Origin of the sequence: Nitrobacter sp. Nb-311A (genome assembly GCF_000152905.1) — a bacterium.
Classification (GTDB): domain Bacteria; phylum Pseudomonadota; class Alphaproteobacteria; order Rhizobiales; family Xanthobacteraceae; genus Nitrobacter.
Window position 1 is genome coordinate 46,947 of sequence record NZ_AAMY01000005.1, and the last position, 13,694, is coordinate 60,640.

At 59.6% G+C, this 13,694-nt stretch carries 12 protein-coding genes; 4 read left to right on the top strand and 8 right to left on the bottom strand.

Annotation, left to right across the window (positions count from 1 at the left end):
• Position 1 precedes the first annotated feature (1 nt).
• The 5 genes from NB311A_RS02985 to hisS form a co-directional block, all read right to left on the bottom strand.
• A complete protein-coding gene (locus NB311A_RS02985; RefSeq protein ID WP_009796961.1) occupies positions 2–811 on the bottom strand; it encodes a hypothetical protein in 810 nt (269 codons plus the stop codon).
• Positions 808–1,653: a hypothetical protein gene (locus NB311A_RS19570; protein ID WP_009796962.1), complete on the bottom strand. Its 846-nt coding sequence runs from the start codon at positions 1,651–1,653 to the stop codon at positions 808–810. The genes NB311A_RS02985 and NB311A_RS19570 overlap by 4 nt, the downstream gene beginning before the upstream one ends.
• A gap of 2 nt (positions 1,654–1,655) precedes the next feature.
• Positions 1,656–2,180: a phage tail protein gene (locus NB311A_RS02995; RefSeq protein WP_009796963.1), complete on the bottom strand. Its 525-nt coding sequence runs from the start codon at positions 2,178–2,180 to the stop codon at positions 1,656–1,658.
• A gap of 10 nt (positions 2,181–2,190) precedes the next feature.
• Positions 2,191–4,221 carry a phage tail sheath C-terminal domain-containing protein gene (locus NB311A_RS03000; protein WP_040673815.1) on the bottom strand — a complete coding sequence of 677 codons (2,031 nt, stop codon included), beginning with the start codon at positions 4,219–4,221 and terminating at the stop codon, positions 2,191–2,193.
• Between the two features lie 1,356 nt (positions 4,222–5,577).
• Complete coding sequence (gene hisS, locus NB311A_RS03010; RefSeq protein ID WP_040673817.1) at positions 5,578–7,080, bottom strand: histidine--tRNA ligase; 1,503 nt, start codon at positions 7,078–7,080, stop codon at positions 5,578–5,580.
• A 402-nt stretch (positions 7,081–7,482) separates the two neighbouring features.
• Between hisS and NB311A_RS03015 the strand changes: the two genes are divergently transcribed.
• Both NB311A_RS03015 and NB311A_RS03020 read left to right on the top strand, forming a co-directional pair.
• Positions 7,483–8,073: a L,D-transpeptidase gene (locus NB311A_RS03015; protein WP_009796968.1), complete on the top strand. Its 591-nt coding sequence runs from the start codon at positions 7,483–7,485 to the stop codon at positions 8,071–8,073.
• A gap of 54 nt (positions 8,074–8,127) precedes the next feature.
• On the top strand, positions 8,128–9,165 hold the full coding sequence (locus tag NB311A_RS03020; RefSeq protein ID WP_009796969.1) for an amino acid ABC transporter substrate-binding protein: 1,038 nt from the start codon (positions 8,128–8,130) through the stop codon (positions 9,163–9,165).
• Between the two features lie 30 nt (positions 9,166–9,195).
• Here NB311A_RS03020 and NB311A_RS03025 read toward each other — a convergent pair whose 3' ends face one another.
• The gene (locus NB311A_RS03025) at positions 9,196–9,876 is read right to left on the bottom strand and encodes a DUF938 domain-containing protein (protein WP_009796970.1); all 681 of its coding nucleotides are present in this window, start codon (positions 9,874–9,876) and stop codon (positions 9,196–9,198) included.
• A gap of 449 nt (positions 9,877–10,325) precedes the next feature.
• Between NB311A_RS03025 and NB311A_RS03030 the strand changes: the two genes are divergently transcribed.
• Positions 10,326–10,778, top strand: coding sequence for a hypothetical protein (locus tag NB311A_RS03030; protein WP_040673818.1), 453 nt, complete (start codon positions 10,326–10,328; stop codon positions 10,776–10,778).
• Positions 10,779–10,921: 143 nt separating this feature from the next.
• A complete protein-coding gene (locus tag NB311A_RS03035; RefSeq protein WP_009796973.1) occupies positions 10,922–11,962 on the top strand; it encodes an MBL fold metallo-hydrolase in 1,041 nt (346 codons plus the stop codon).
• A 528-nt stretch (positions 11,963–12,490) separates the two neighbouring features.
• Here the strand turns inward: NB311A_RS03035 and NB311A_RS03040 are convergent.
• On the bottom strand, positions 12,491–13,048 hold the full coding sequence (locus NB311A_RS03040; RefSeq protein ID WP_040673819.1) for a hypothetical protein: 558 nt from the start codon (positions 13,046–13,048) through the stop codon (positions 12,491–12,493).
• A gap of 109 nt (positions 13,049–13,157) precedes the next feature.
• On the bottom strand, positions 13,158–13,628 hold the full coding sequence (locus NB311A_RS03045; protein WP_009796976.1) for a MarR family winged helix-turn-helix transcriptional regulator: 471 nt from the start codon (positions 13,626–13,628) through the stop codon (positions 13,158–13,160).
• Positions 13,629–13,694: the final 66 nt, after the last annotated feature.

Sequence of the window (13,694 nt, forward strand, 5' to 3'; positions counted from 1 at the left end):
CCTAGCGGGGTATGCCGCGCCGCGCGCGAGCATAGGCGCCGAAGCCACTGCTTCGAGGCGGCGACGGTAACGCAGCCGGCGGGGCCGGCGGCGGAAGGAACTGCACGTCAATTCGTCCCACCGTGACAGTGACCGGCGCATGCGTCTCCGCCATCGCAAAGGAAGAGTCCTCCCTTGCGCCAAGAGACGGGGGCTCCCTCCAGCCCGGGGTGGAGGCCTCAGGCGTGGCGTCCGCGGACGATGGAGTCGCATTCGGAATATTGTGGCGGGGTGGACTGGCGATCGCTTCGACGAATACCCTCTCCGTCGTGATTGGCGGGGCCTGTATCTTCAGGTTGTCACCGACGGATCTGACCGGGGAGGAAATCTCGTCGGCAGACCTGACCGGGGAGGAAATTTCGCCGGCGGCATCGGAGTTGCGTTCTGCCGCGAAGGCTTGCTTGCGTGGAGCGCGGTGCAGGTTCGCCGAAACGTCGAAAGAATCGGTCCGGCCCTCCGTCTGGACCCGCCAGGGCGGTGTGGTTTTTTTTTCGGCAGGCTCCGGCGCGTCGAAGGCGGGCGGGGACGAATCTGCAATGGTAGAGCGCCTCGCGGCTGGTTCGTATTGCTCTGGCCTTCGCAGGTGTGAGAAGGCTGGGTTTGAGAAGATCCGGGGGCTGTCATCGATGACGGGGGCGGCCTCGCCAGCCAAAAGAGGCCCGGCGTCACCTGCTTCGAAGGAGGACACCGGACGCAACCGGAGCGTCGCCGCCCGCTCGAGAAGGGGAAGGCCCGCGCCGCGGGCTACGATCCGATCCACGAAGCCGGTCATGGCAGCGTCTCCATCTCGTCTGCCAATGCGAGATAGCGTTTGCGGCGGGTGCGGGGGAGCGTCAAAATTTCCCGCTCCGACCAGTGATAGCGCCGTGCCATCCGATAAACGTCGCCGAGGATCCCATGCGATTGTCCAAGCGCCGCGCGCAGAATTCCCAGCCCGTCGACGGCGGCATCGAACGCCGCGCCGCAGTCAGGGCATGTCATCGTGGCTGACAGATCGGCCATTTCATCGGCCTGCTCGAATTCTGCCGACAGGATCGACTCAAAGGCCGTCGGAAGATCCGTGACCGCGACCGGCTTTCCCTCGGGATCGATGAGGCGAAGTACGCAGCCGACCACCAGATCGCGTGCCGCCCGGCTCGGATCGGTCAACGCCGTTGCCGCGCAACGTTCCTGGTCGGCTCCGTTGGGAAGCCGCATTTCGACGCGCCAATCGCCCTCGGATTCGGAAATGAGAATTGTGCGATCCGCCTCGCTTCCGGCGTTTTCGGAGTCGAGCATTTCGCGCAACGGCAAGCTTATTTCGAGTTCCGCCGCGCAGGAGGGGCAGTCGGCGACAAGATCAATCTGCGATCCTGCAACCATTGTGCAAATCGCAAGAAGCAACCGTTCGCGATCACCGACCGGCAAGGCCGCGCATTGATCGTAGCTCGGTGACCGCACGCTGCCGATCCGCTCCGTCATGGCGGCAAGCAAAGTGGTCGTACAGGCGGCGGGCGTCAGATGATCCGCAAGCTCGGCCATGAGGAGCTCCTCATTTCCGGTCAGTTCGCGCAAATGCGCCAGCCTGTGCCGGATGCCATCTTTTTCCAGTCCGAACGCCAGCCGAACCTGCATCGTCAGGCCGGTATGGTAAAGCTCGGCTCCGCAGGCTCTGCCACCGCCACATCGCGCAACCAGCCCTCATTCTCCAGCTTCATCGACTGGATGGCGATGGCATTGGCGTTGGCGTCGAGATCGGGCAGGGCCTGATACTCGGACACCCAGCAGCGGAAGACCTGGTAGGAAAGAACCTTTTGCCCCGCCTCGTTGAATACGTCGATGATCAGGTCCTTGCGAAAATCGGCAAGCGAGACCTCCGAGCCGAGGCCCGCGCCGAAATTCCACACCTTGTTCGCCCATTGCTCGAAATCAAGATCGTGAGTTACCCCGCGCTCCAATGAGATCGCATCATACTTGGTGCGCCCGGGGGACTTGCGTCCTGTGGAGGGATCGCCGCCCTCGCGGTGCTCGATGACCTCGGTGCTGCGCTTCAGCGCGCCGACCTTGCTGATCCCGGCCACGTAGCGGCCGTCCCATTTCACGCGAAACTTGAAATTCTTGTAAGGATCAAATCGGCGGGGATTGGTTGTGAAGGGTGCCATGACTTCGTCCTCACTCGACTGTCTGCCGGACGATCTGCTGGATTTTCAGGATCACGAATTCGGCGGGCTTCAACGGGGCGAAGCCGATCTCGATGTTCACGATCCCCAGATCGATATCGCTTTGCGGAGTCGTGCCGCTGTCGCAGCGGACGAAATAGGCTTGCGCCGGCGTCGTACCCTGGAACGCGCCCTGTCGGAAAAGCTCATGCATGAAGGCGCCGACGTTGAGCCGGATCTGCGACCAGAGCGGTTCGTCATTGGGCTCGAACACTACCCATTTGGTGCCACGATAGAGACTTTCCTCGATGAACAGCGTCGTCCGGCGCACCGGCACATATTTCCAGTCGGACGCGATTGCGTCCGCGCCGTCCAGGGTCCGCGCGCCCCAGCAAATATTGCTATAGACCGGGAAATTGCGCAGGCAGTTCACGCCGAGGGGATTGAGCGTTCCGTTCTCCAGGTCGGTGAGGAGATAGCCGAGACTGTCCACATTGCGCAGGCGCGCGTCGGTGCCGGCCGGCGCCTTCCACACGCCTCGCTGCGCATCCGTACGTGCCCAAAGGCCGGCGATAGTGCCGCTCGAGGCCATCAGCCGCGGCCTGTTGCCGTTGAGAGTATCAACGATGTTGGTGCGCGGGAAATAGACGACAGCGTTGGGATGACGCAGGCTCTCGTTCTCGGTGAGCCAGGTCTGCATCTGGTCCAGCCGTCGCACCGTGTCGGGAATGTCAACGATGAGCATCGCCCGGCGGCCTTCAACATAGGTCTCGGCAAAGGAGTAGAGAGTTCGTGCCTCGTCCGCGTCGAGATAGGTCGCTTCGGGCACGCACAGGATGTTGAAAAGGTCGATGTCCTCAAGCGCATTGATGCCGGTACGGTCGATGGCCGATCCTTGGAACACCGACAGCGGGATCGGCCGGAAATTTGTCCCCGCCGCGGGCGGCTGGCCGTCATGGCCGTCCGCCAGCGGGATCTGCTGATCATTTTCCAATGCGCCTTGCCCCGCACTCAGATTGACGGCATCAGCTCCTGCGCCCGTCAGGATGATCCGCGTGGCAGGGTCGAATGGCCGGCCGTTGCGTCCGAGCTGGACCGCGAAGCGGGCGTCGTTATTGACGGTGCTGTTGCCGATCAGCTTGACGGTCGCGCCGCTGAGGATGGGCTTCTGTGCATTCGGCACCGTGCCGTCATCAGCCGCGCGCCGGATCGCAGCCTGAATGAAGGGCAGCAGGCCCGCATAGGTGGTCGGCGGGGTAGCTCCGCCATAGTCGATCGTGCCCGCAATTGCGCCGCCGCCGATATCGACCGAGAATACAGCTCCGTCCGGCGGTATGGAGGCGGGTATCGGCAGCACGTCGCCGAGCGTGCCCGTCGAGGCCGGCCGGAAGACCGGATCAAACGGGGCCGGCAAGGTCGACCCCAGTGATGCTTGAACGAGGCGCGATCCCTGATTGATCACCTCGATCGCGTTGTTGATGACATCCGGCTCCATCGTCAGATTGCGGAATGTCTCGCTTTGCAAGACAAGAGTACGGTCTCCATCGACTCGAACCTCACTGATGGTGAGGTTGAACTGGGTCGCCGGATCGGCGGTCTCATAGCTGACTTCGGCTCGCAACGCATTGCCCCAGGATCCAGGATTTTCAGCGGATTCGCCCCGAATTTGCCGGCCGGCCGTCAGCAGCAATATGTCCGTGCCGCCGCCTGGATCCGAGGTCAGCATGATCGTGGCGGGACGCGCGTTGGTCGGCGGCGTATCGGTAGCACCCGTCACGGTGTCGGCAAGACGAACCACCCAAGCCTGAGTCCCGCCATTGAGAAAGAATTGCTGGATCGCGTAGGAGGTCTCGCTGTAGCGGTCGATGCCGCCATATTCGCGCTCGAAGTCGGCCATGCCGAAGAGCTGAACCGCCTCGTCGCGCAGACCCCGCTGGAACGAGCCAACGAAAGCCGCAATCGAGGTCGCGACGCCGGCCACGGGTCTCACACCGCTTGGAATTTCCTCGATGTAAACGCCAGGAAAAGTTGGGTGAACAGGCATCGCATCCTCCAGGTTATGGAGGTGTCGTCCGCCTGCGCGTCAATATACGCTTGGCGAACCGTGCCTCCGACTAGACTGCAGGCCTCGAAACTCTACAAGCTGTAAACGCACACGAACTTTCAGCGCGCGATCAGTTTGGCTGCAATGCGTCGCCTTGTCCATAATAACCTGTACGTCCAAGTCCCGACGGAAAAGAATCTGTCGAATTGTTCAGCGCGGTTCACGACCATTGCAGGAATCCTCTCCTGACGACCGAAATCATCGCTGAAACAAGCTGATGGCAACTTAAGACGGCATACCGAAGCGAGATTTGGCTATAGGTCGGATACTACGATATATATACTAAAATACGACAGTTGGAAATTAGCCGGCATGATGCGGGATATCGTTACGCGGCCGGACCTGCTCGGACGGCGAGGCAATCGGCTTTCAGGACGTCATTGGTCGTCGCGGGCTGTCCAGTCTTCGCGGATGCGTGACTCTCTGAACGAGAACGCCCCGGGATAGCGCCAGGCGGCTATCCTCGGCTCCCGCCGCGTCATGCTCAAACAAAAGATGAGCGACGAGTCTGGTTCAACGCAGTTGATACAGGCTCCAGAGCCTTTCCGCTTCATTGATGGCTTAGACGACACTTATCCAGCCGGGATACCGGATCGGATCAGGCTGCTGATCCAACCTCAACTTCGTCGCGGCGTGGTTTCCTTTATTTGCGATAGAGAGGCGCGCTTCATTCTCGGGTTTGCCTTTTTCTTTAACGAACGCCTCTGCCTCTGCACGGCCAGTCTCGACCATGCACACGGCCAAGACCCAAATCATGCGCCAGCCAAAAGGGGACTGTCGCCTCTTGAGCCCCGTATCGCACGACAGGCACCACCGGTCCGCCACATGGATCTACTCGATCGTCCTCAGGACGATACCGATACCGCGGAACGATATAGGAGTCCCAGTAAGGCTGCGGGGTTGGAGGCGTGACGATGATAACCCGCCTGGGCTTGGCATGGGCCGCAGGAATGAATATGCCGGAGCAACACAGCGCCAAGGCCGTTCCGAGAGCGAACGCGACGGTCAGTATCCTCATGCCTCGACCTCCTTGCCGACCACTGGCTTCAATCCGGCGAGCATATGCTTATGGTATTATTTGGCAATGACGGCAGAGCCGTTTCCTGACGGCAAAACCGGAATTCCAACAGCACTTTCACAGTAGGCCGGTTCCTGAGGCTGAGCTTGGAAGCGGCCGCTGGACGGGTTCATCGCTCGCGTCTCAATTTTACTATCAAAGGCGGGGAGGCGCGTTTGCCGTCAGCGGGGAGGCGCTACGCCTCCAGTTTGGAATACCAAACTGTGTCCGCGCCTCCGTCACGCCTGTGTCGAATCCTGGTCGATGGTCGCCAGCATCTCGCGAACGGTTTCGACCAGCTTTGTCTCTGTGACCGAGATCTGCGCCACGTTATTCTGCCTCCACGTTTTATTGTCGGCAATTGAATCTGCGGCACGAGCGCCTTCGATCAGGTTTTTGATTTTCACTTCGCCGTTCTGTCTTTCGTCCGTTCCCTGGATGATGGCGAGCGGGCTGTTTCTGCGGTCGGCATATTTGAGCTGGGCCTTCATGCCAGACGAGCCCAGGTACATCTCGGCGCGAATTCCGGCATTGCGCAAAGCCTGCGTCATCTGCATGTAAGCCTGCTTTTTATCGCGATCCATGACCAGAACTACGACCGGCCCGTTTCTGGCAGGACTCGCACTTTTGATGGCCTCAAAAGCGGCGATCAGCCGCGACACCCCGATCGACGAACCGGTCGCAGGCACCTTCTGTCCCGTGAATCTTGCAACGAGATCATCGTAGCGGCCGCCGCTTCCAACGGAGCCGAACCTTGGTACGTCGGCGTTTCCTCCCAGGGCTTCGATCTGGAGGTCCGCTTCGAAAACGGGCCCGGTATAGTATTCCAATCCTCGGACAATGGATGTTTCGATACAGATTCTGTCCGACCCGAAACCGCATCCCGTGAGGATGCTATCGATATTGTCCAGCTCGGCGAGGCCCTCGCGCCCGACCGCGCTTGTCTCGACGAGTGGTGATATCCTGTCGAGTAGCTGCCTGCGGTTGCCCGAGCCTACATTCACAAACGAGAATATGAGGTCTATCTCTTTGCCCGAGAGGTCAGCTCCGCGTGTAAAATCGCCGGACTCGTCCCTTCGACCCTTGCCGAGGAGTTGCGCCACTCCCTCAACGCCGAACTTGTCAAACTTGTCGATTGCCCTGAGTATCGTCAGCCGTCGCGCCTGGCCATTGATTGCATCATCAAGCCTGAGACCCGCTGCGTCCAAGGCTCCGTCCAGAATCTTCCTGTTGTTGACTTTGACGAGGTAGCCGCCGCGCGGAATCCCGCAGGCTTCGAGGGCATCCGCCATCACCATGCAAGCCTCGGCATCCGCAGCCAAGTCCTCGGTGCCGACCGTGTCTGCATCGAATTGCATAAATTGGCAAAACCGTCCGGGACCAGGTTTTTCGTTTCTGTAGACGTAGCCGCTTTGATATCGACGGTATGGTTTCGCCAACGCCTGAGATTCAAGCGCGACGTAGCGCGCCAGAGGTGCGGTCAGATCATATCGGAGGGATACCCATGCATCTTCTTCCATTTTGAAGGAAAAGACCCCCTCGTTGGGCCGATCCTGATCGGGGAGAAACTTGCCAAGGGAATCGCTGTACTCGAATGTCGGCGTATCGAGAGGTTCGAAGCCGTAGAGGTCGTAAACGCGCCTTACATTGCCTAATAGGCTCTCAATCAGCCTGACTTCGGAGGCCGGGACGTCCCGCATCCCCTTGGGTAGGCGGGCCAAATTGGAAGCTCTAGCAGACACCTGCTTCTCTCCTAGATGGTTGGTGTTGGATGTTCAGGGGCCGGCCAGCGAGCTCAATGCAGCATGTCCAGATTACTTCGGTCGCCTGATATTGCCCATTCTATCCGGATGGTTTCATTAACAGTGGATCGCAGGCCATGTCCGGCGAGTCTCGATGCTCATCCGGCCCGCGAACCGTCTTGACAAGAATGCGCAAGATTTCCGATCAATGCCATTCTTCGCTGGCGTTTTCCATACTGGAGAAAGCCGCGATTGAAAAAAGACAGTTGCGCCAACGCCTCCCCTTTCTGCCCACGCCGTGTGATCGCTTGCCATCGCGTCGTCGCTAGGATTTTATGCCATTGTGATTTGACGAGAACGCAGCCGGAAATTATTGCCGTGCAGCAAGCGAGGAGACAGGCGATGACCAGGTTTCGGCACCTGACCCTGGCGGTTGCCGCCATGGGTAGCCTGATGCTTTCGGCGACGCTTGGTTTTGCACAGCAGTTCGACGGCGATCAGCCTGGTCTCGTTGCCGACGATTCGTTCCAGCTCGACCCGGAATACCGCAAGCAGGTGGTGCTCTATCGCACGAGCGAGCCGCCCGGCACCATCATCATCCAGACAGCAGAACGTCATCTTTATCTCATTCAGGGCAATGGCCGCGCGATTCGCTACGGCATCGGCGTCGGCCGCGCAGGTTTTCAGTGGCAGGGCATTCTCAATATCACGCGCAAGGCGGAATGGCCGGACTGGACGCCGCCTCCTGAAATGATCGCGCGCCAGCCTTACCTGCCGCGCTTCATGGCGGGCGGCCCCGGCAATCCGCTCGGCGCCCGCGCGATGTATCTCGGCACAACAGTCTATCGCATCCATGGCACCAACCAGCCCGATACCATCGGAACTGCGATCTCCTCGGGCTGCTTCCGCCTGGTCAACGCCGACGTTATCGATCTCTATGATCGCATTCCGGTCGGCACGCGTGTGATCGTGCGGCAAAAACCCAAGCTCTAATCATCGTCGCGTCATTCACGCCGATACTTTCCGATATTGCGAGAGGGGCTATCCATGCGGACATTTCGAGGCGGTCTCCTGATAGGCCTCGCCATCGCCACCGCCATCGCGGTGATGGCGATCACCTATGAGCGCTATGATACCAAGACGCTGAAACGAACACTTCGCCGCGACGCGGTGTTGTGCGGCGTCAACGCCGGCGTGCCTGGGTTTTCGAATTCGGACGAGAAGGGCAATTGGTCAGGCTTCGACGTTGATTTCTGCCGCGCAGTAGCGGCCGCCATCTTCGACGATCCGGCGAAGGTGAAGTTCGTTCCGCTCGAGTCTGACGAACGCTTCAAGGAATTGCAGAGCCGCAAGGTCGATATCCTCGCGCGCAACTCGACCTGGAGCATGTCGCGGGAAACCAATTACAATCTCTACTTCCCGGCGGTCGCTTATTATGACGGCGAAGGCTTCATGGTCCGTACCTCGCGCAAGGCCGACTCGGCCCTCGACCTCGGTGATACGAAAATCTGCGTGCAGGATAGCACGACCACGAAGCTCAACCTCGCCGATTACTTCAAGGCTAATAACCTGAAATATGAGGAGATCAAATTCGGGAAGCTGGAGGATATGCTAAGGGCCTATGACGAGGCCAAGTGCGATGTCCTGACTGCCGATGTTTCTCATCTCTATGCGTTGCGGCTGCGGCTGACCAAGCCGAACGAGAGCTTCATCCTGCCCGACGTGATCTCGAAGGAACCGCTGGCGCCTGTTGTCCGCCAGCGCGACGACGACTGGATGATGATTATCAAATGGACGCTCTACGCGATGATCAATGCCGAAGAACTTGGAGTCACCTCGAAGAATATCGATGAGGCGATGAAGTCGAAGAAGCCGGATGTGATGCGGCTGGTCGGCACCGATGGTCAATACGGTGAGGGCCTCGGATTGACGAAGGATTGGGCGGCGCGCATCGTCCGCCACGTCGGCAACTACGGCGAAGTCTACGACCGCAATATCGGCAGTGATTCAAGGTTGAAGATTCCGCGCGGCCTCAACCAACTCTGGAACGCGGGCGGCATCATGTATGCTCCGCCGCTGCGGTAATCCGCGCCCCATTGAAGCGGCCGCGACGCTTTATCTTTGATTTCGTTCGAACGCCAGGATCAGATTATTGGCGGGCATTTCGGTGATCTCCGTCAGGGTCAGGCCATTTTGCTGCGCCAGCGTCGACACCTCGTCGACGTCGCGCACGCCCCAATCGGGATTGTTGTTGCGAAGGCTGGCATCGAACGCTTCATTGCTCGGCGCGGTGTGTCGTCCGTCCCGCTTGAACGGTCCATAGAGAAACAGCCGCCCATCAGGACGCAGATGATGTGCGGCGCCCGCGAACAGGCCCTCGGCGACGCGCCACGGCGCGATATGGATCACATTGGCGCAGAATACCGCAAGCAGCGCGCGCGGGCCGTGACAATCGTTCATTTCCGCCAATTGCCAAGGATTCGACAGGTCGAGCCGTTGGGGTGGGCGGACGTTGGCCAGCTTCTCATGAGCGGTCCACGCTGCGATGCTCCGGAGATGATGGTCGTTGAGATCGGTCGGCCACCAGGTAATGTCTGGCGAGCGCCGCGCGAAGAAAACCACATGCTGCCCGGTGCCGCTGCCGGCTTCGAGCACATCGCCCGTCTTGCCGCTCAGGAATTTTTCGAGAACCGTCCAGATCGCGGCATGGTTGCGGTGAAACGCCGCCGCATCGAGCCGTTCATCGGATGCTTCTCTTCGGCCGTCGTTGCGGAATTCACCGATGTAACCGGTCATGGGCGGATACCTTCATTTCAGCACGACATTCTGCAGGATCGATCGCTCGCCCTGGTCTCGTCCCGGCGGGCCAGACATCCGGTATGGCGCCGATGAGGTTGTGGATGAGCTGAACGATCCTTACTAACATGCGTGTGGAGAAGGTGGAGATCAAGCCGGGGAGAGTATGCGGGAAGCAACTCCCGTGCTTCACGTCGCTGTTATTGGACGGGCGCTTGCCAGCAAGGTGGCTCATGCAAGCTGGCCTGTTACAAAGGCCGGTCGATGACTGCGCGATATGCGGAAGCTTGAGCTTGCCAAAGGCAAGGTGCGCGACGTACGTTGGTATTAACCGGTGTTTTCCGTGCTGCTCGGGCCGATCCCGCGATTGGGAATTTGTTCGAGATCATGCACGCGCCGACACAGCGACCGTGACCAGAAGATCGCGACGACGACCACAGGAGGTATTAATGCGCCGATTTATGCGTCCTATCATCGCCGCAGCAGGGATATTGATCGCATTCGCCTCGTATGGTTTTGCCGCCGAGCCGCAGCACCGCCTGGTCATTCAGGTCGACCAGAACGATCGGCACACCATGGACTTCGCGCTGACCAACGCCACCGACGTGATCGATTACTATCGCGGACTGGACGAGACGGTGGCCGTCGAAATCATGGCGTGCGGCCCGGGCCTCCATATGCTGCGCATAGACACATCGCCTGTGAAGGATCGCATCAAGCAAATTCGGGAAAGCGCATCTCCCAGCAAGATTCAGTTCTCAGCGTGCAATAACACTAAGCAGAGCATGGAGAAGAAGGAAGGCCATCCGCTTGAGATGTTGCCCGGAACGACGATCGTGCCTTTGGGCATGGTGCGGCTACTAGAGTTGCAGGAACAAGGCTGGAGCTATGTGCGGCCGTGATCGACGGCTGTGTCCGTGATATTCTGAAGCGCGCCATATGTGATCCGCGAGCCCGACCTGCGACCGGTTGCAAGCGCGCGCAGATGGCATAAATACCAGGAAAAACAGCACCGGGGGAGCGGGGGAGACAGGGTCATACGATCATGATCTTTCGCCAGTTGTTCGACAGCGTCTCCGGTACCTACAGCTATCTGATGGCGAGCCGCGCCGGAGGCGAGGCGCTCATCATTGATCCGGTGCTGGAGAAGGTTGACCGCTACTGCCAGTTGCTGCGCGAGCTCGACCTCAGGCTTGTGAAGGCCATCGATACGCATCTTCATGCCGATCATGTCACCGGACTCGGCGAGCTGCGTGACCGCACCCAATGCGTCACCGTAATGGGCGAGCGGACAAAGGCCGACGTCGTGTCGATGCGCGTCAGCGATGGCGAGACGATCAACATCGAGGGCATCGGCCTCGACGTGATGTACACGCCGGGCCACACCGACGATTCCTACAGTTACCTGATGGGCGATCGCGTCTTCACCGGCGACACGCTCTTGATCCGCGGCACCGGCCGCACCGATTTCCAGAACGGCAGCGCACGCGCGCAGTACGATTCGATCTTCAACCGGCTTTTGAAGCTGCCCGACGACACCATGGTGTTTCCCGCGCACGACTACAAGGGCGACACGGTCTCCACCATCGGCGAGGAGAGGCGCCATAACCCGCGGCTTCAGGTGCGCTCGATAGACGAATACGTCGAGTTGATGAACAACTTGAAATTGCCGAACCCGAAGCTGATGGACGTGGTGATCCCCGCCAACATGCATGTCGGACTTAAGCAGGACGATCTGGCGAAGCAGGGACTGGCGCTGACGCCGCGCGAGGCCATTGCCCGGCTCGGTCAGCCCGACATCCTGCTGGTCGATCTTCGTGAAGCCCATGAGCGCGCCAAGCACGGCACGCTGACCGGCGCGCTGCACGCGCCCTATCCGGATATCGCCGACAGCCTGAAGCCGGGTGGAGTGCTGCGCGAGGTGGCGGCTGCAACTGGGCGCAGGATCGTGTTCTTCTGCGCCTTTGGCGAACGCTCGGCCATGGCCGTCACCGCGGCGAAGGACGCCGGCCTGACCAATGCGGTGCATATCGAGGGCGGCATCGATGCCTGGAAGAAAGCCGGCGGACCGGTGGTCGCGGGCTGAAGAATAGCCGATATCCGACGAGATTCGAAAACGTTCTCCCCGATAGTCGAATGCGAAGGTGGCCAAGGCAGATTCACGTGACTGTCGATCAATTGGTGTATCGCCATTGCGATAAACACCATTAAACCGAACCCCGAACTCATTGTTCTTTCCAAAACGGCGTGCCACATCAGCATGTCCACCGACTTGAGTTGCCGTGAACTCGGTCGTGTCCTTGGCACGCTTTGGTGTGACGTTAATTGTTCCGCCCACACTTCCAAATGGGGTGACCATGTTTCGATTGTTGATCTTGTAAGAGCTTTGAGGTGGCATTGATCAGGCGATGATTGCCCGCATCGATTCCTATCCGGCCGCTATGGCTTTCTGCAGGTCCGAGCAGGCGTCATCGGCCGCTCGATCGAGAATGAAAATGCTATTTAGAATCGCGACTAGAATAAGGAGCGCTTGTTTCTTCATGCTCGCCTGCAGCCCTGCTGGCCAGCTGAGTTCGGAGAGTGAATATAACGGAGGGAATTAGCGGGGCTGTATTTATTTTGCGGAAAGCAAGCGAACCAGAATATTGTTCATAACCGCCGGCACGGTGTCCTTCGCGCTTTTCGATTCTTGACCCTGAAGAAGCGTGAAATCTTGCCGCAGGATTATACGCCATCGGTTCTCGTCATATTGTCCGGCGGCGTCGGGAGTGTGCTCGTAAAACAGCAATGCGAGCGACCACGGATAGCTCACACTCCTGGTGGGCTCCAGCATCGCCAGCATCCTCAAGGCAGGACCCCATTGGAAGGAAATGCTGCCCTCTGAAGGAGAACCGGATGGGCCCGCTTTCTGCAAGGTTGAACGAGCTAACGGAACGCCGAGGCTATGGCTTTGCTTGCGGGCTTCGCTCTCCAGAAAGTCGCAAAGATCATTGCCCCACTCTTTGGCGGCGAGCGGTGGGTTGCACGCGTAGACGATGCCGCTCCATCGGAGAGCCGTGGCGTTCGCCGTGGGGGAGATGTTCAGGGCGGTCGTCAGGAGACCACTGATCGCTATCACTGCAACGTCGTTTCGCCACATGCTCGCTCCTGCCATGCTGCTTTCGAAGAGCACGACCTATCATGGCCTTGGGGATGCTGCATGCTTAAAGGGGATACGTTTGGCGACCGGCCGGTCGAGCCTCTGGAGCTGGCAACGTAGCGCCGCCGCTGCAACTCGCGCTTTACCTGGCCGCACCGTTATGACTGTCGGATCTCGACAGAATGTTGAGTTCGAGGCGCAGACGATCGGGGTTCGAGAGGTCTTTTTCGATCTCCATATGGTGATGCCGCCAGATCGGCGTCGCTTCAGCCAGGACGGCCCGGCCGGCGGGCGTCAGCCGTAGCAGCCGGGCACGCTTGTCTTTTGGATCTGCCATCGTCTCGACAAGACGCCGTCGCTGCAGCGGCTTGAGATTGGCGGTCAGGGTCGTCCTGTCCATGACCAGCAGCGCCGCCACGCTGCCGAGGTTCGGTGGCCGCGGCCGGTTCAACGACATCAGCAGGGAGAACTGCCCGTTGGTGATGCCGACCGGCTTCAGCGCATCATCGAACCGTCGTGCGAGCGCACGCGCCGCTCTTTGAGCGTGGAGGCACAGGCAGGTGTCGCGCACCAGAATCGTGGTTTCGAAAGCAGGACCCGAAGACGTGCGCATCAGAAGAGTTGACTCCGCGGCCGGATTACGTTGATATCAAGCTATCGAAAGACACGTCAATCAGCT